We start from the raw sequence: 17430 nt of genomic DNA, 5'->3' as shown, positions 1-17430 counted from the left end.
GCGAAAAAGTTGCACGGGTGGGCGTAAACGGGCGCGCCGCTGTGCGCTTGACGGTGCGGATTCCGTCGCCATGATCGTGCCTATTGGCAAACGAGATACCCTGGTTGCCGACATGACGGCAAAAGAGATACCCTGTTTGCCGACATGACGGCCAGAACCATACCCTCGCTGGCGGACCTGTGAACGACGCACAACTCTTCGCCCGGCTTTCCGAGAAGTGCACCTGGTGGCGCGATCCGGCCGGCTGGGAGCGGGACGATCCAGACCTTAAGGCGGTCCGTGCAGTCTCCATCGTGTACGAGCCGGCGCCTCTTGCCGACATCCGGCCCAACGGGCTGTACCTGCTGCTCGGCCCACGGCGCGTTGGCAAGAGCGTCGAGCTGAAGCGAGCCATCGCGGCGGCCGTGTCAGGGGCCGCCAACCCGCGCTCCATCCTCTACTTCTCATGTGACGGGCTCCGGGGTGTTGACCTCCGGCGGATGCTCCACCTCGGGCGGAGCCGCTTTCCCGCCATCGCAGGGCCGCGCCACTGGTTCATCGACGAGATCACCGCGATCGACGACTGGCACGCGATCGTCAAGGACGAGCGGGACACGACGGCCTTCCGCGAGGACTGTGTCGTCCTCACCGGCTCTTCGTCGGCCGGGATCCAGGACGGAGTCGCCAACCTGGCCGGCCGCCACGGCGAGCCGGCCGATGCGGGCGAGCGCCTCCTGCTCCCGATGTCGTTCCGCTCCTTCTGCGCCGTGACGGGCGCGGACGCCAACGTCCCCCCGATCCCAGCCTTGCGTCCGCGAGACGTGTTCTCCGACGCGCCACCGCTCCTCGAGGAGCTTCAGGTGTTCATCCCCCAACTCGCCGACGCCTGGGAGAACTACCTTCACGTCGGCGGGTACCCGAAGGTCGTCTCCTCGTTCATGGACACCGGCGACATCGCCCCGGCCTTCGTCCGCGACCTCTGGAATGTCGTCCGAGGCGAAGCGTTTCGGTCGATGCGGACCACGCCACCGGAAGCTCTCGCCTTCATCGAGCGATTGGCACTCTCACTCTCAGGCCCGATCAACCTCTCCGACCTGGCCCGCGACGTGGGCTTCACTGACAACGAGCAGGCCGACGCACGCATCACCGAGCTCGTCACCGCATTCCTCGGCTTCCGCTGTTACAAGGACAACGACGGCCGGCCGAACATGAAGGCACAGCGGAAGTTCTACTTCACGGACCCGCTCCTGGCGCGTCTGCCCCACCTCGTGGATCCAAGCGCGGTCGAGCCAGTGGTCCCCAACGTCAGCGAGCAGCAGATGGCGCTCGCCCTGCATCGCTCGATTGAGCGCGAGATGCATGGCGCGTTCGTGGGGATGGCCGAGGTGCGGTACTGGGTGAACCCGAACTCGAAGACCGAGATCGACTTCGTCGGCTCACGGCTGGGGCTCGGCTTCGAGTCGAAGTACGTGGACACGGGCTGGCGCGGTGCGAGTCGGGCGATCGCGGCTCGGGGTGTCGGTGGTGTTGTCGCTACCCGCCGCGCGTTCGCGCTCGACGAGGACATGCTCGCCGTCCCGTCCGCGCTGCTTGCATGGCTGCTCGGGTCGTAGAGGCAGCAGCGAGGGAGCGCCGCATCTTGTTGGAATCCACCGGTCGCGTCCTGTGCAAGCCAGCATTGCGGGCGTGGGTCACGTCGGCCCGGTCACGAGGCGCTCGCCGTCTCGGTCTACAGCTCACGCATACTCCTCTGTAGTCAACATCCATGTGGAGTGGGCGCATGACGATGCTGCGGATCAGCGAGCGGACGAAGGCGGCGTTGCGCAGCCTGGCGGAGGAGCGCGGCGAGCCGATGAGCCGAGTGGTCGAGGAGCTCGTGGAGGCGGCCCGGACCGAGCGGTTCTTCGCGGACGCTGACGCGGCCTACCAGCACGTTCGCAGCGATCCCGACGCCTGGGTTGCCGAGCTCAGCGAGCGCGCCACCTGGGAGGCGACTGAGGCCGACGGTCTCGGCGATCTTTAGCGCTAGTCGTGGGGCTGATGACGACGTGGGCCCGATGACGACAGCGGGCCCGATCTGCAGGGCCTCACTCAGCCGTCCGTCGAGGACTGCCCACGCTTCGGCCTGGATCAGGGGCGTGATCAGCTCGACGACGAGCCGCCGCGGATGGATGAGCACGATGGCGAGATCGAACTTGCCGAGGTTCGGCTGGTGCCCGACGTTGGTGTCGCCAGTGACGAGGATGTCGCAGTTGGCAGAGAGCGCGGCGAGCAGGACGCCGTTCTTCGTGCCCTTCAGCCCGATATCCTCGACATGGTCTACGAGAAGCCCGGGTCGCGCGAAGAGCGGGGTCAACTCTTTCGGGATGTCCTCGTCGATAACGACGCGCATCCGCCTACGCCGTCGTCTCGAGAAGCGCCTCGACCTCGTCAAGCGCGGCAATGGCCTGCTCGCGAGAGACCGACGGGTAGTGCTTCACGAAATCGTCCACCGATTGGCCATCCTCGAGGTAGTCGAAGAGCACCTTGACGGCGATCCGCGTCCCGCTGAAAACGGGCGCGCCGCTGTGCGTCTCGGGATCGCGCGTGATCGCTGGCTTCCCCTTGCGGTCCATCGAGCCTGACCTCCGCCGCAAGACTACCCTCGGTCAGCCTTGGAGTCCACCGGTCGCGTCCTGTGCAAGCCGGCACTGCGGGCGTGGGTCACGTCGGCCCGGTCACGGAGGCGCTCGCCGTTGTTGGGACTCACCTGACTGCCGTGCGGTGGCCGCGGCAAAACGTGCACGGGGCTACGGCAGAATCGAGGCCGAGTACGGCTCGAACACCGCGATCGGCTCCCGCTCGGTGCGCGCGACCGCCGCTTCGAGCTCCCGTTGCAGCTCCTCCGGAACCTCCGGCGCGGTGCCTTCGTTGAAGTAGACGAGCGATCGCAGGAACGCCGCGGCCGGGAACTCGAACTGCGGATCGAAGATCGTCGTCGCATAGCCGATGATGTCGGCCAGCGTCTGGTCGTGGCGGAGGAGGGTCGCGATGTCGACGTAGTCCTTCCACTCGGATCGATCGAGGAGGGCCTTCGCCTTCGTTCCGGCGAGGTCGAAGACCGAGGCGACGACGAGCCCGTTCTCCTCGACGATCGACGGCTCCGCGACACACTGGAGGCTCATCCCACCGAGGAACGAGAACCGGACATCACTCGCGGTCGTGAACTCCAGGTTGTTCGGAGACGAGCGGTTGATGGTCACCCTCCCGAGCCAGGCAAGGTCGGCAAGCAGTTCCGTCGGGCTGAAGGACCAGGCCGAGAAGAAGTCGAAGTCCACCGACGCGCGGTGACCGAAACGCAAGGCCAGAGCCGTGCCGCCATACAGGACGAAGTGGTCCGGAGTATCTCCGAGCTTCGGCCATAGTCCTGCCTGGGGCCCGGAAAGGATCCCGGCTTCCGGATCGAGAACGGGCAGGTGCGAGAAGCGCTCCAACCGGCGCTCGCGACTCACGGCACATGCCTCACAGGGAGCGGCGTCGTCCGCTCGAGACCAAGAACGAGCAACCAGTAGCTCCACGAACGCCGATCGAAGACGCCCGCCGGCGCCTTGACCACGGCCTCGCGGAGCACTGCTCGACCGAAGTGATGCTCGACGTCCCGGACCTCGTCCAGCGAGCCGGATGCCATGACACGAGCAACGAACTCGAGCCTGCGTTCAAGCGTCGTCTCCGGCTTCTGCCACCACACGATGCGCCGCGCGATCTCCGCGATGCGATCGTCAGTCGGCTTCGGCGAGCGACGGCCGGCCGCATACTGCTCGATGTCGGACGCCAGCCAGACTCGTCCGCTCGACAGGGTCGCCAATGGCGACGGAAAGTCGAGTCGCGAGGCCCAATCGCGAACGAAGTTCGGCGGCAGGACGCCAAGGTAACGCGCCGCTTCACGAGTCCCCATCAGCCGGTCGGCCACGCGGAGAACGGTTCCGTCGTCGCGCTTGAATGCGCTGATCGCACCGTCGGCTGTCTCTACGGACCAGCCGAACCTGGCGAGCCGACGGATGCGGCATCCATTCCCCATATGGTCATGATAACATCATTATCAGACGGTCCAGCCGGTCGGTGCGTGGGCTGTGGATGCGTGGGCCGTCGATGCGTGGGCACCGCCGACGGATTCCCCTCAGCGGCGGTCGGCGCTCCCGGCGAGGCCGGCCCCCACTTTGGCGGGACCCGTCTTGGCGGACCTCGCGAGCGGGAGGGCCTCGTCGGTCGGCCCGAGTCGATCCGCGAGATCCTCGCGGAGCAGGCGCGTCCCGCGGAGGAGGTGGCTCTTGTACGTATTGAGCGGGATGTCCAGCTCGCGGGCGGCCTCCGCGTAGTCGAGGTCCATGACGTGGCGGAGGACCACGGCGGCGCGGTACTTGTACGGCAGGCGGTCCACGGCGGCCGCGAGATCGCCGCGCAGCTCGGCGGCTTCGGCGGCTTCCTGGGGGTCGCCAAAGGCGATCAAGCCCGCGATCGAGCCGGCGATCCCGGGGGCGAGACCTGCGCCGTTGGAGCTCATCGATGCCCCGAGGCCGGTCTCGTGGAGGGACTCGTGCAGTGAGAGTTCGTCGATGGAGGACTTCGGGCGCGCGCGCTGGCGCGAGGCGGCACGACCGGCGATGCGGAGGACGATCGTGTTGAGCCACGGATCGAGCGACGGGCGCGGATCCACCTTCTCGATCGACCGGAAGGCGGCGAGGAACGTCTCCTGGACTACATCCTCGGCAGTCTCGCGGTCACCGACGAGCCGATGGGCCAGGACGTACAGGCGCGGCCGGTGTCGGCGCACGAGCTCGGCATATGCCGACTCGGAGCCCTCCCTGCACCGCCGGACGAGCTCTCGCTCGTCCCTGCCTGGTTCGTTCACGATCCCTCCGCGCGGGCCGCCGGTGCGGCGACACCTCCCCGGTTCACGTGGTCGCCTCGACGCGTCGACGCGTCGACGCCGGTTGGCGCCGGTACGCCTGGTTGGCGCCGGCACGCTGGTTCTCACTGGTACGCCGGTTCTCGCCGGCACGCCGAACGGGCCCCGACCGCAGTCTGCCACACGCGACGGCGGATGGCCACCTCGCCCGATGGTCCCACGCACGCTGCCAAGGGGTGTAGCCCGGTCGCCGGGCGAGTCGGCGGTGAGTCGCGCGATGGGCGGCTGTAGAGTCGGCGGTGAGCGCGGGCGCCCAGGATGCGCTCGTGGACGATCGGCGGGTGGGCGCCCTCATTCGGGCGGTCCGAGTCCAACGCGGCTGGCGGCAGCGGGATCTCGCGGCGGCGGCCGGCCAGTCCACGTCCACCGTCTCGCGCGCCGAGCTCGGGCGCCTCGACGAAGTGTCGGTGCCTGCGATCCGCGCCCTCGGCGCCGCCCTGGACATCCGCCTCGAGTTCGCGCCGTGGTGGCGCGGCGGCGACCTGGACCGGGTCGTCAATGCCGGTCACACGGCGATGCACGAGGTGGTTGCCGCGCGACTCGCTCGGCTGTCCGGCTGGACCACGGAGGCGGAGGTGACGTTTTCGATCTACGGCGAGCGTGGGTCCATCGACCTCCTCGCGTTCCACGCGGCGTCCGGTTCGCTGCTCGTGGTCGAGCTCAAGACGGAGATCCCGGATCCCGCCGGCCTGGTCGCGCAGGTGGATCGGTACGTGCGGCTCGCGAGGACCGTCGCGGCGGAGCGAGGGTGGGTAGCGGGTGGCGGTCCGCTGGTCCGCGGGGCGGGTGGCAGCGGGGCAGGTGGCAGCGGGGCAGCGGTGAGCCGGGCGGCTGGCGGCGGGGCAGTGGTGAGCCGGTGGGTGGTCGTCGCCGAATCCTCCATGAACCGGCGCCAGGTCACCCGGCACCGGGCCCTCCTCCGGAACGCGTTCCCGACCGACGGCCGCGCCATCGACGGCTGGCTCGCCGATCCCCGTGCCCCGATCGCGTGCATGTCATTCATCGGTCCGGATCCGGGCGCCCCGACGCAGACCGACCCCGTCCCCGCAGCCCGATCCGGCTCGCAAGGCGCGCGGGCGGCGTCGTCGGGATCGCGACCGCTCGCCGCCGTCCGCCGGGTCCGGCCTCGACGAGGGCGCAGCTCGGCCCGCGGCGAGGGGTTGGGCGGCGCGGGGTTGGGCGGATCGGGGTCGGGCGGCGGCGGGGCGACATCGTGACCCGAGACGGGGCCACCTGGCCGTCGCGCGGCGGGCGGCGGCCCCGAATGTGGGCGAACTCCCGGGCAGTGGGACGTATCCGAGTGTCGGGCGGACGAAGCGGTCGCCGTCGCCCCGCAACGGTCGATCCCCGATCGATCCATGGCCGATTCGGCGTCGCTTTCGAGCTAACGCCCGCTCAACGGTCGTTAGCCGACTACCGGCCATCGTCAGGCCGGCCCGAGACGACGCGGACCCGGATAACGCCCGCGAGATGGGAAATGGGCGATGTTGGAGCTCGTCGGAGGCGGGGCCGGAGCCGGCGGGGCGGAGTCGGCGGGGCCGGCGGCGGGCGGAGTCGGCGGGACCGCCGAATGCCCCGCCCACATCACATCATGACGAGGCCGCCGTCCACGGCGAGGACCTGGCCGGTGATGAACGCGGCCTCGTCCGAGGCGAGGAAGGCGACGGCCGCGGCGATCTCATCGGTCGTGCCGAAGCGGCCGAGGGGAGTCCGCGCGGTGATCTCCGCGGTGAGCGCCTCTGGCAGCCCGGAGGTCAGCTCGGTGAGCACGAACCCGGGCGCGACGGCGTTCGCGGTGATCCCGCGCGATGCGAGCTCTCGGGCCGTGGCCTTCGTCAGGCCGATGAGCCCGGCCTTCGCCGCCGAGTAGTTCGCCTGGCCGGTCTGGCCCGCCTGCCCGGACACGCTCGTGATGTTGACGATCCGGCCCCGCCGCGCCCTGAGCATCGGTCGGGTCACCGCCTTCGTCGTGTAGAACGCGCCGAAGAGATTCGTCTCGAGGACCTCGCGCCAGGCCTCCACGCTCATCCGCATGATGAGGTCGTCACGAGTGATCCCGGCGTTGTTGACGAGGATGTCGATGGTCCCGAACGCTGCGAGTGCCGCCGCGACCACCGATTCCGCGGCCACCGGGTCCGAGACATCGCCCTGGATCGCGAGCGCACGACGGCCCATCGACTCCACCGCCGCGGCAGTCTCCTGGGCGGCAGCCTGGTTGCCGCGATAGCTGAAGGCGACGTCCGCGCCCTGGGTCGCGAGGCGAAGGACGATCGCCCGGCCGATACCGCGCGATCCGCCGGTGACGACGGCGTGCTTCCCGGACAGATCGATCACGGCAGGGCTCCTCGGGCGTGGACTCGGCAGGTCACGCGTACCTTACCGCCCGGCCTCGCCGGTCAGCTCGCCACGATCCCCGTGAGCGGCGTGGCCGAGCCCGCGACCACCTCCGATGCCGGAACGCCGAACCAGCCTTCGGCGATCGTCGCGTAGTACTGGGCCATCGTGACCTGGGCCACCAGGTCGTTGTTCCGATCGAGCGCGTCGAGCCGGGGATACGCGCCGTAGAGCCCGGGCGTCACCGGGCCGCTGAAGAGGGCGAACGAGGCCGCGCCGTGATCGAGACCGTCCGACGCGTTGTCCGGCATCCGTCGTCCGAACTCGGAGGTTGTCGCGACGAGCACCCGGTCCGCGATGCCGCGCCGCTGGAGATCCGAGAGGAACGCGTCCAGCCCGTCGTCCAGCTGGGTCATGAGCGCCGCGTGCCGGGCGAGGTGATCCTGGTGCGTGTCGAAATCGCCGAGGAACGGCACGTGGAGCACCCGGACGCCGTTGTCCTGGGCGAGGATCCGGGCCGCCAGCGAGAGCTGCGCGCCGAGCTCGGTCGTCGGGAAACCGGGATCGGCCGCCGGGAAGCCCTTCGCCACGTCGCTGAACCGGACCGCATAGGCGGCGCCCTTGCGGGCCGAACAGAAGGGCACCGGATCGGACGGGCCGTACTCGGCCATCGACTTCCAGGCGGTCGTCCAGACGTCCGCAGCGGCGAGCTGGTGCGGCGCCGGGAAGCCGCCCGTGCCGTACGGGTCCATGGACACTGTCGAGACCTTCGCAGAGACGAGGGCCGGCGTGGGACCGTAGCCGAGGGAGACGCCGACCGCCGTGGCCGAGGCGTCGCCGATGGCGTCGCAGAGGCGCCCGAGGAAGCCGGTCAGGGTGTCCGTCGTGCTGTCCATGTCGCCGGCGTACCAGCGCCGGAGCATCTCGAAATGGGACAGGTCCGGCGTGGGAACCCCCACCCCCTGGACGATGGCGAGGCCCCGGCCGTGGAGCCTGGTGAGCGACGGATGGAGCGCCACCTGCGCCGTCAGCGGCAGGACCGTTGCCGGATCCAGGGAGGTCCGCGGGCGCAGCTTCGCGTAGAGCGGGTTGCCGATGGGCGGGACCATCGAGACCCCGTCGTTGCCGCCGGCCATGTCGATGACGACGAGACGGCGGACCGAGACGTCCGCGGCCCGGATGGCCGGAGCCGTGCCGAAGCTCGGATGGAGGGCCGCTTGGGACGGAGCCAGCCCGGACGGAGCCGGTCCACCGGCGACCGCGGCGCCGTTCCGTCCGAGCGCCTCCACGAGCCCGCCCGCACCCACCGTCGCGGCGCCCGCGAGGAGGCCGTAGCCGAGGAACTGGCGACGACTCAGGAGCTTCATTCTCGGGGTGCGCATCGGTTGCCTCCGTCGTGTCCGATCCGTCAGGCGAGCGCGAATTCGGGCGAGCCCACGGCCAGGCCGAGCAGGATGGCCGCCCGCTCGTGCGGGTCGGACAGGGCGGTCGCGCTCGTCTCGAGGGCCTGCTGCGTGGCCGGCGTGACCTCCTCGATGGAGCACCGGTGGAGGGTCGCCGCGACAGGATCCGCCGCGCCGGCCACCTCCGCGATGCCGCTGGCGCGCGCACCGAGCGCGGCCCGCACGAGCGCGAAGCTCGGCGCGAGCCAGCGCAGACCCACGGGCCAGCCGGCGACGTTCGGCGGAAAGAACGGGACCTGACCCATGCGGACGCACAGCTGGGCGGCGAGCGACGGCTGCTGGAGCCCGAGGGCGCCCATGGCGGCGGTCAGCCATTCGACCGGATACCGCGGTCGCGTCTGGCGGGCGAGGAGGAAGGCCGGATCCTTGAGGATCCCCTCCACGAGCGGCCGGATCTGGAGACCGACGGCCTGGAACAGGTCGCCGTACTGCTGGCGCTGCGGCGGCGTGGGATCCGTGCCCATGAGGTAGGCGAAGAGCTCGCCGGCGATGAACGGCGGGCAGGCCGGCTGATCGCAGACGGTGTTGACCACGTCCGCGGCGGTCTGCACCGCGCGACCGAGGAGGGTGACCGGCGCGGACAGACCGCGGGACGCCACGAACCGCGACCCGCCGGGTGCCCGCGGGTCCAGCCGCCAGCCGGAGAGAGCCATGGCCGCCGCGTGAACGTCAGTCTGGGTGTAGTTGCCGCGGCCGAGCGTGAAGAGCTCCATGAGCTCGCGTCCGTAGTTCTCGTTCGGGGCCGCCGCCTCGGAGCCGCTCCCGTCCAGGTAGCGCAGCATCGCCGGGTCCGTGGTGACGCTCTGGACCATGGTCCGAAAGTCGCCGAGCGCGTCGGTCGCGAGGAGCTGGTGCTGTCGCCACATCGCGCCCCAGTCGCGGACCTTGGCCTGGCTGGAGGTCAGGTGGCCGTGCCAGAACCAGGTGAGCTTCTCGGTCAGGCCGGCGTTCGGGTCGCCCATCCGGGCGAGCCACCATCCGATCGGTGCGCGGTTCGGGAGCGGGGACAGGTCCGGGGCCGGGCCGATCGGCAGCGGCGAGGCGGAGAGGACTGTCTCGATCGCCGCCGCGATGCCGCCTGGCGCGAGCGCGTCCACCTGGCCCGGGAGCGGACCGAACGAGACCCGCCGGAGGAGATGCGCGATGAGTGCGCGATCGGTCACCACGGCCGGAGCATGCGGACCTGCCGACCGGGCGACAACGGCCGACCGGACGGCGTCCGTAAGCGCTGCGTAAGGCGCGGACGACCGCCGCGCGCTGCGATCAGCCGGTCCGGGCCGTCTCCGCGGCCGCGGGATCGGCCGCCTCGACCACCGGGGGTTCGCCCGGCACGACGTCCGAGAGGTCGATCTGGCGGCCGGCGACCGGCGTCGCCATGATCGAGGCGAGCGCCGCCGGGATCGGGTCCACCGCGTCCCAGTCGACCGGCAGCCGGACGGCGATGTCCTCCGGCCGGATCCGCTCATCGACGCCGACGCCCCGCGCCGGATCGGCGGTCCATTCGATCGCCACCGCGCCGCTCGTGAAGCCGGCCCCGAAGGCGACGATGACGATCCGGTCGCCGATCTTCACCCGCCCGGCGTCGACGGCCTCGGCGAGGGCGATCGGGATGGACGCCGCGGACGTGTTCCCGTAGCGCTCCACGTTGACGAACATCCGCTCCATCGGCAGGCCGAGACCCCTGGCCACCGCCTCGATGATCCGGATGTTCGCCTGGTGCGGGATGATGAGGTCGATCTCCTCCGGCTTGAGCCCGGCCCGCTCGATCGCGGCGAGGGCCGTGGAGGCGAGCGTCCGGGTGGCGAAGCGGTACGTCTCCTTGCCCTCCATCCGCATGTAGTGCTCGCGCCGGGCGACCGTTCCCGTCGACGGCGGTGCCTTCGCCCCGCCCGCCGGCAGCCAGATCATGTACGCCCCGGAGGGCTCCGTCGTCAGCTCGATGCCGAGCCCGCCGCCCGGCTCCTCCGACGCCGAGAGGACGATCGCCCCGGCCCCGTCGCCGAAGAGGATGCACGTGTTGCGGTCCGTGTAATCGAGGAACCGGGTGAGCGTCTCCGAGCCGATGACGAGGACGTGCTTCGCCATCCCGCTCAGGATGTGGGCGTGGGCGCTCGCGTACGCGTAGACGAAGCCGCTGCACGCCGCCGAGACGTCCATGGCCGCAGCCCGCGTGTTGCCGATCGCCTCCTTGACGAGCGCGGCGGTGGACGGCATCCAGTAGTCCGGGGTGAGGGTGGCGAGGAGGATGAGGTCGATGTCATTCGGCGCGAGGCCGGCGACCTCGATCGCCCGGCGACCCGCCACGGCCCCCATCGAGGCGGTGGTCTCGTTGGCCGCCGCGACCCGCCGCTCGCGGATGCCCGTCCGCGAGCGGATCCACTCGTCCGATGTCTCGACCATCCGCTCGAGGTCGGCATTCGTGAGGACCTGCGACGGGGCATAACGGCCCCAGCCGGTGACGTGGGCCTTGATGGTCACAGCGGCTCGACCTCGATGAGCGGGTGCTTCGCCTTGACGAGCGCGCCATTCTCCGCGACCACCCGGACGACTCGACCGGCGAGATCGCTCTTGATCTCGTTGAAGAGCTTCATCGCCTCGATGAGGCCGATGACGGTGCCCACGGCGACCTCGCTGCCGACGTTCACGAACGGCGCGGAGCCGGGCGCCGGGGCGTTGTAGAAGATGCCGGTGAGCGGCGCCTTGACGGACGGTGGCCCGGATCCGGCAGTGGCCGCGAGACCGTCGCGACTCGCGGATCCGGCCGTGGTCGCGGGCGTCGAACCAGCGGCAGTCGGGGTCTCGTGCCCACCGGGCGCGACGACCGCGGCGACGGCGAGCGCCGAAGGCTTGCGGAGGACGAGGCCCGTCCCGCCCGCCTGGACCTCCAGCTCGTCCAGGTCGCTCCGCTCGAGGAGGCCGGCGAGCCGGTCGATGAGGGCGAGGAGCGACGCGTCGCCGGGCGCGAGCGGGGAGATCTCGGGCGCGGACGAGGCGTCGCCGGGCGTCGGCTCCCCCGCCGCCTCCCCCGTCGGGTCGCTCGTCGGGTCGCTCGTCGGGTCGTCGTGCGATCGCTCGTCCGTCATCGGGCCCACCGCCGGAAGACGAGGGCGCTGTTCTGGCCCCCGAAGCCGAACGAGTTGCTCAACGCCGCCTCGATCGCGACCGATCGGCCCACGTTCGGGGTGAGGTCGAGGCCGGCCGCCGCCGGATCCGGGTCGACGAGGTTGATCGTGGGTGGGACGCGGGAGGTCCGGATCGCCATGATCGTTGCGATCGCCTCGATCGCCCCGGCCGCCCCGAGGGTGTGGCCGATCATGCTCTTGTTGGCCGTCACGGCGACCCGCGCCGCGTGCTCGCCGAAGATCGTGCGGATCGCCTCGATCTCGGCCCTGTCCCCCTCCACCGTGGACGTCGCGTGGGCGTTGAGGTGCTGGATCTCGTTCGCCGCGAGGCCGGCCTTCGCGAGTGCCCGCCGGGCGGCCCGGACCGCTCCGATCCCGCCGGGCGCGGGGAGCGTGAGGTGGGAGGCGTCCGCGGTGGCCCCGTAGCCGACGAGCTCGGCGAGCGGTTCGGCGCCGCGCGCATCGGCATGCTCGAGCGACTCCAGGACGAGCATGCCGGCGCCCTCGCCGATGACGAAGCCGTCACGGCCGGCATCGAACGGACGCGACGCCGCGGCGGGATCGTCGTTCCGCGTCGAGAGCGCACGCATGGCGCAGAAGCCACCGACGAGCTCCTCGTGGATCCCCGCCTCCGTTCCGCCGGCGAGCATGACCGCGGCGTCCCCGCGACGGATCGTCTCCCACGCCTCGCCGATCGCGTGACCGCCCGTCGCGCAGGCCGACGCGATCGCGAAGTTCGGGCCACTGGCGCCGGTCGAGATGGCGACCTGGCCAGCTCCCACGTTCGGGATGCCCATCGGGATGAAGAACGGGCTGATCCGATCCGGGCCGCGCTCCACGCTCGTGGTCACGTTGTCGATGACCGTCCCGATGCCGCCGAGCCCGGTGCCGAGGATGACGCCGGTCTCCTCGGCGAGTGCGCCCTCGAGACGCGCCGGCAGGCCCGCCGCATCCATCGCCTCGCGCGTCGCGACCAGGCCGAGGGCGATGTAGCGGTCCGTCCGGCGGAGCTCCTTGCGGTCGAGGACATGGCTCGCGTCGAGATCGCGGACCTCACCGGCGATCCGCGACGTGAGTCGCGCCGGATCGAATGCCTCGATGGTCCGGATGCCGCTGCGGCCGGCCACCATACCTGCCCACGTGGAGGCGACGTCATTGCCGAGGGCGCTCACCGCCCCCATGCCGGTGACGACCACCCGTCGCACCGGTGCGACGCTCACGCTCACGATGCGCGCCTCGCGATCCTCACCGGACGAGCTTCCCCGTCCGGACCGTGGCTGCCCGATAGATGTCGCCAGGGAGGCCGCGGGCGGTGAGGGCGTTGCTCACGGCGAGCGCGTCGAACTCGGTCCGCCGGATCTCCGCCTGAATCTCGTCGCCGTGAACCTCGAGGAGCGCCCACGACGCCGTGGGGTCCCCGTCGAAGACGTAGCCGGCCGAGCCGCCATTGACGAGCTGGCGCCAGCCGAAGTCGCGGATCTCCGGCACGTGGGTGTGGCCGCAGCAGACGATCCGGGCGTCCGTCCGGGCCAGGCGCTCGATCGTGACGGACGGGTCCAGGTCGCGGTCGAAGCCGGCCGTCTGGGAGCCCGGCGAGGCGTGGGTGACGAGGACGAGCGTCTCGTCGAGGCGGATGCGCCGCTCGGCGGGCAACCGGCGGAGCCAGTCCAGGCGCTCCTCGCCGAGCGCCTCGTGGGCCCATTCCGCGGCCCGCACGATCGTCTCCGGCACGTCGTCCGTGTACCACGGGAAGGCCGCCCCATAATCGAAGTCGGCGACGGCGATGTCTGTGTTGCCCTGGATGATGAGCGCCCCGTCCGCCTCCATCTCGCGGAGGCCGTCCACGACGGCCGCCGGGTCCGGACCGTTGAGCACGTGATCCCCGGCGACCGCGATGGCGTCCGGCTTCGCCGCCTTCACCGCCTTGCGGACCGCGGCGAGGGCGACGGCGTTGCCGTGGACGTCCGAGAAGACGGCGATCCGGGCGGTCATCGGAGCACCGAGGCGTCCGGGATGATGAAGCTCAGGACCGCCTCGCAGGCGACCTCGCCGTCCACCGTGGCGACCGCCCTCCCCCGCCCGAAGCGCCGGCCGAGCTTCTCCATCGTCACCTCGAGCCGGAGCGTGTCGCCCGGAGCGACGACCCGCTTGAAGCGGCACTCCTCGATGCCGGCGAAGAGGCCGATCCGATCGCCGAAGCCCGGCTGCTTGCCGACGTAGACCGCCATCGTCTGGGCGAGCGCCTCCACCTGGAGGACCCCCGGCATGACCGGCAGCCCGGGGAAGTGGCCCTGGAAGTACCACTCGGTCGCGGTCACCGCCTTGAGGCCGACGATCCGCCGCGCCGCCGCGTCGTATTCGACGATCCGGTCGACGAGGAGGAACGGCCAGCGATGCGGGATGAGGGCCTCGATCTCGCGGGTCGTGTGCACGGGCCCGGCGCCCGATGTCGCGGGCGGGATGGCGGCGGGGATGGCGGTGGGGGTCTCGGTCACGGGCGCCTCTTCTCCATTCCTGGGGTGCGTTCAGTGTGCCCGGCAGACGGCCGGAGGAACGGCCGGATGCGTGCAGTCGTGCATGACGTTGCGCGCGCCTGCCGCCCCGTCACGAGGACCGGCTGCCGGCGGCGAGGAACGCCGCCGCGCCGACCCGGTCGAGGAGGTTCGTCGTCATCCGGCCCTCGAGGAAGATCTCGTTCGCCAGGAGCGCCTGGTGGATGGGGATGTTGGTCGCGAGACCTTCGATGACGAGCTCGTCGAGGGCGACCCGCGAGCGGGCGATCGCCGTCGGCCGGTCCGGACCCCAGACGATGAGCTTGCCGAGGAGCGAGTCGTAGTACGGCGGAACGTCGTAGCCGACGAAAAGGTGGGAGTCCATCCGGACGCCCGGTCCGCCGGGCACGAGATACCGCTCGATGCGTCCGGCTTCCGGCCGGAAGTCCGCCGCCGGGTCCTCGGCATTGATGCGGAACTCGATGGCGTGGCCGCGGAGCACGACGTCCGACTGGGCGAACTCGAGCGGCTCGCCGGCGGCGATCCGGATCTGGGTCGTCACGAGGTCGATGCCGGTGAGCATCTCCGTCACCGGGTGTTCGACCTGGATCCGGCAGTTGATCTCGATGAACCAGGCGTCGCCCCGACCGTCGACGAGGAACTCGAGCGTGCCGACGTTCTCGTAGCCGGCGGCGATCGCGGCCCGGACGGCCCGCTCCGCAAGCTCCTCGCGCGCGATCGCGGAGAGGGCCGGCGTCGGCGACTCCTCGATGATCTTCTGGTGGCGGCGCTGGACGGAGCAGTCGCGCTCGCCGAGGTGGACTCCGCTGCCATGCCGATCCACCGCGATCTGGATCTCGACGTGCCGATTGTCCTCGAGCCATTTCTCGAGGTAGAGCGAATCGTCGCCGAAGGCGGCCCGCGCCTCCGAGCGGCAGACCCGGAGCGCCGTCTCGAGCTCGCGGGGGGTGCGGACCATCCGCATCCCCTTGCCGCCCCCGCCGGCGGATGGCTTGATGAGGACCGGGAACCCGATCCGATCCGCCTCGTCGAGGGCGTGGGCGTCGTCGCGCAGCATGCCGTTCGATCCCGGGATCGTCGGCAGGCCGTGGGCACCGAGGAGGCGGCGCGTCGCCTCCTTGGAGGCGAACCGCTCGAGGACGCTCGGCGGCGGCCCGATGAAGGTGAGCTCGTGGGCCCGGACGACCTCGGCGAAACCCTCGTCCTCGGACAGGAAGCCGTAGCCCGGATGGATCGCGTCGCAGCCGGTGATGAGGGCGGCGCTGATGATGGAGGGCGCGGACAGGTAGCTCCGCTTCGCATCCGCCGGCCCGATGCAGATCGCCTCGTCGGCGAGCTGGACCGGGAGGCTCTCGCGATCGGCCTCGCTGTAGACGACGACGGATCCCACGCCGAGCGCGCGGCAGGCGCGGAGGATGCGGAGGGCGATCTCGCCGCGGTTTGCGATGAGGATCTTGCTGAACATCACGCGCCCACCTCGACGTGGATGAGCTCCTGGCCGTACTCGACCGCGTCGCCGGCATCGACGAGGGTCCCGCCGACCATCCCGTCGACGGGGCTCACGACCTCCTGGAGGACGCCGAGGACATCGACGTCGCCGAGGCGGTCGCCGGCCCGGACCCGCATCCCGGGCCGCACGTCCGGACGCGGCTGGAAGACGCCGACGGCGGGCGAGGTCGCGACGGCCCGGCGCGACACGTCGGACGCTTCACCGGCCGGGCGCGGGTGGCCAGGTCCGACCGGGGTCAGTGGCGCGAACCCGTCGCGGGCACCGGGCGGCGGTCCGGCAGTCGGAGTGGACGAGCCGGTCGCCCCGTGGCCGGACGAGAGCCGGGATGCGCGGTCGAGGGTGCGACGGTCGCGTGCGCCGGACGGCGTCCCGGAGCCGGAGGCCGTCCCGGACCCGGATAGGTGCCCGGTCCCGGCCGGAGCCCGGAGGCGGACCTTCCATGGGCCCTCGCGGACCTCGATCTCGCCGAGGCGGCTTGCTGCGAGCTTGGCGACGAGCGCGGGGAGCAGCTCGTCCGCGAGTCGATCGATCGCCGCGTGATCCCGGGCTCGGCTCGTCTCGTTGCGGTGGTCGTCGGCGGGCGCCACTTACGAGTCCTCGCGCCCGGACGTGTCGCCCGGCAGGCCGAAGAACCCGCGCAGTCGCTCGGTGAACCCGGGCCGTTCCGCCGGGCGCGGTGCCACGCGCTCCACGACCGTGTAGGCGCCGAAGGTGCGGTAGCGCCGGTAGCGGGCGTCGACGAGCTCGTCGAGCGGGATCGCCGCGAGCGCATCGAGGTGCTCGACGATGGTGGCCCGAAGCCGTCGCGCCGTCTCCGCGTGATCGTTCTGGGCGCCGCCCGGCGGTTCGGGCACCACGACGTCCACGACGTCGAGGGCGAGCTGGTCCGCCGCCGTCATCTTCATCGCCACGGCGGCATCGGCGGCGCGATCCGGCGTCCGCCACAGGATGGACGCGCAGCCCTCCGGGCTGATCACGCTGTAGACGGCGTTCTCGAGGGCGATGACGACGTCGCCGACGGCGATGGCGAGCGCCCCACCCGAACCACCCTCCCCGGTGATGACCGCGACGATCGGCGTTCGCAGGCGGGCCATGAGGCCGATCGAGCGGGCGATCGCCTCGGCGATGCCGCGCTCCTCCGATTCGGGTCCCGGGTGGGCGCCCGGCACGTCGACGAGGCTGACGACCGGCATGCCGAAGCGTTCTGCGAGCTCCATGAGCCGCATCGCCTTACGGTAGCCCTCCGGGTGGGGCATCCCGAAGTTGCGGCGGATGTTCTCCTCGGTCTCGGCGCCCTTCTGCTGGCCGAGGACGACGATCCGCCGCTCCCCGATCCGGGCGAACCCGCCGACGAGCGCGGCGTCGTCGCCGAAGTGGCGGTCCCCGTGAAGCTCGATGAAGTCGTCCGTGATCCCGGCGATGAGCTCGAGCGCATGCGGGCGCCGCACGTTCCGTGCGTGCTGGACGCGGGCCCAGACCGCCTCGCGTTCCTCGGTCGGCCCGAGCGCGACGGGCGCGCTCGCCGCCGATCCGGCTTCTTCGAGGCCGAGGCGCGTCCGGATCC

The 17430-nt window shown here is 71.2% G+C and carries 18 protein-coding genes; 2 read left to right on the top strand and 16 right to left on the bottom strand.

Going from position 1 to position 17430, the window contains the following annotated elements:
• Positions 1 to 179 precede the first annotated feature (179 nt).
• Positions 180 to 1592: an ATP-binding protein gene (locus tag IVW53_04270; GenBank protein ID MBF6604780.1), complete on the top strand. Its 1413-nt coding sequence runs from the start codon at positions 180 to 182 to the stop codon at positions 1590 to 1592.
• 143 nt (positions 1593 to 1735) lie between these two features.
• Here IVW53_04270 and IVW53_04265 read toward each other — a convergent pair whose 3' ends face one another.
• From IVW53_04265 to IVW53_04245, 5 genes are all read right to left on the bottom strand, one after another.
• Complete coding sequence (locus tag IVW53_04265; protein MBF6604779.1) at positions 1736 to 2371, bottom strand: DUF5615 family PIN-like protein; 636 nt, start codon at positions 2369 to 2371, stop codon at positions 1736 to 1738.
• Positions 2372 to 2375: 4 nt separating this feature from the next.
• The gene (locus tag IVW53_04260; GenBank protein MBF6604778.1) at positions 2376 to 2594 is read right to left on the bottom strand and encodes a DUF433 domain-containing protein; all 219 of its coding nucleotides are present in this window, start codon (positions 2592 to 2594) and stop codon (positions 2376 to 2378) included.
• A 174-nt stretch (positions 2595 to 2768) separates the two neighbouring features.
• On the bottom strand, positions 2769 to 3470 hold the full coding sequence (locus tag IVW53_04255; GenBank protein MBF6604777.1) for a nucleotidyl transferase AbiEii/AbiGii toxin family protein: 702 nt from the start codon (positions 3468 to 3470) through the stop codon (positions 2769 to 2771).
• Positions 3467 to 3928: a hypothetical protein gene (locus IVW53_04250; protein MBF6604776.1), complete on the bottom strand. Its 462-nt coding sequence runs from the start codon at positions 3926 to 3928 to the stop codon at positions 3467 to 3469. The genes IVW53_04255 and IVW53_04250 overlap by 4 nt, the downstream gene beginning before the upstream one ends.
• 207 nt (positions 3929 to 4135) lie before the next feature.
• The gene (locus IVW53_04245) at positions 4136 to 4867 is read right to left on the bottom strand and encodes a sigma-70 family RNA polymerase sigma factor (GenBank protein MBF6604775.1); all 732 of its coding nucleotides are present in this window, start codon (positions 4865 to 4867) and stop codon (positions 4136 to 4138) included.
• Between the two features lie 296 nt (positions 4868 to 5163).
• Here IVW53_04245 and IVW53_04240 point away from each other — a divergent pair, with 296 nt between their 5' ends.
• Entirely contained in the window at positions 5164 to 6141 is a 978-nt protein-coding gene (locus tag IVW53_04240; protein ID MBF6604774.1) for a helix-turn-helix transcriptional regulator, read from the top strand.
• Positions 6142 to 6508: 367 nt separating this feature from the next.
• On the opposite strand, the gene fabG is transcribed toward IVW53_04240, so the two are convergent.
• The 11 genes from fabG to IVW53_04185 all read right to left on the bottom strand — a co-directional run bounded on the left by fabG (position 6509) and on the right by IVW53_04185 (position 17428).
• Positions 6509 to 7255 (bottom strand): 3-oxoacyl-[acyl-carrier-protein] reductase, encoded by a 747-nt coding sequence (gene fabG / locus IVW53_04235; GenBank protein MBF6604773.1) that lies wholly within the window; start codon positions 7253 to 7255, stop codon positions 6509 to 6511.
• Between the two features lie 65 nt (positions 7256 to 7320).
• Positions 7321 to 8640, bottom strand: coding sequence for a DUF1501 domain-containing protein (locus IVW53_04230; GenBank protein MBF6604772.1), 1320 nt, complete (start codon positions 8638 to 8640; stop codon positions 7321 to 7323).
• Between the two features lie 26 nt (positions 8641 to 8666).
• Positions 8667 to 9884, bottom strand: a complete 1218-nt coding sequence (locus IVW53_04225) for a DUF1800 domain-containing protein (GenBank protein ID MBF6604771.1) — start codon at positions 9882 to 9884, stop codon at positions 8667 to 8669.
• Between the two features lie 100 nt (positions 9885 to 9984).
• Positions 9985 to 11199, bottom strand: coding sequence for a ketoacyl-ACP synthase III (locus IVW53_04220; protein MBF6604770.1), 1215 nt, complete (start codon positions 11197 to 11199; stop codon positions 9985 to 9987).
• Positions 11196 to 11804 (bottom strand): acetyl-CoA carboxylase biotin carboxyl carrier protein, encoded by a 609-nt coding sequence (locus IVW53_04215; GenBank protein ID MBF6604769.1) that lies wholly within the window; start codon positions 11802 to 11804, stop codon positions 11196 to 11198. Before IVW53_04215 ends, IVW53_04220 begins: the two co-directional genes overlap by 4 nt.
• Entirely contained in the window at positions 11801 to 13063 is a 1263-nt protein-coding gene (fabF, locus tag IVW53_04210) for a beta-ketoacyl-ACP synthase II (protein ID MBF6604768.1), read from the bottom strand. Before fabF ends, IVW53_04215 begins: the two co-directional genes overlap by 4 nt.
• 25 nt (positions 13064 to 13088) lie before the next feature.
• The gene (locus tag IVW53_04205; GenBank protein ID MBF6604767.1) at positions 13089 to 13835 is read right to left on the bottom strand and encodes a metallophosphoesterase family protein; all 747 of its coding nucleotides are present in this window, start codon (positions 13833 to 13835) and stop codon (positions 13089 to 13091) included.
• Complete coding sequence (fabZ, locus tag IVW53_04200; GenBank protein ID MBF6604766.1) at positions 13832 to 14275, bottom strand: 3-hydroxyacyl-ACP dehydratase FabZ; 444 nt, start codon at positions 14273 to 14275, stop codon at positions 13832 to 13834. The genes IVW53_04205 and fabZ overlap by 4 nt, the downstream gene beginning before the upstream one ends.
• A gap of 172 nt (positions 14276 to 14447) precedes the next feature.
• The gene (accC, locus tag IVW53_04195) at positions 14448 to 15821 is read right to left on the bottom strand and encodes an acetyl-CoA carboxylase biotin carboxylase subunit (GenBank protein ID MBF6604765.1); all 1374 of its coding nucleotides are present in this window, start codon (positions 15819 to 15821) and stop codon (positions 14448 to 14450) included.
• Entirely contained in the window at positions 15821 to 16453 is a 633-nt protein-coding gene (locus IVW53_04190) for a hypothetical protein (protein ID MBF6604764.1), read from the bottom strand. The genes accC and IVW53_04190 overlap by 1 nt, the downstream gene beginning before the upstream one ends.
• Positions 16454 to 17428 carry an acetyl-CoA carboxylase carboxyltransferase subunit alpha gene (locus tag IVW53_04185; protein ID MBF6604763.1) on the bottom strand — a complete coding sequence of 325 codons (975 nt, stop codon included), beginning with the start codon at positions 17426 to 17428 and terminating at the stop codon, positions 16454 to 16456.
• Positions 17429 to 17430: the final 2 nt, after the last annotated feature.

The sequence above is a fragment of the Chloroflexota bacterium genome, assembly GCA_015478725.1.
Lineage (GTDB): Bacteria > Chloroflexota > Limnocylindria > Limnocylindrales > CSP1-4 > C-114.
Note: the sequence above shows the minus strand (reverse complement) of the source record. Positions and strands in the feature narration are given on the sequence as shown.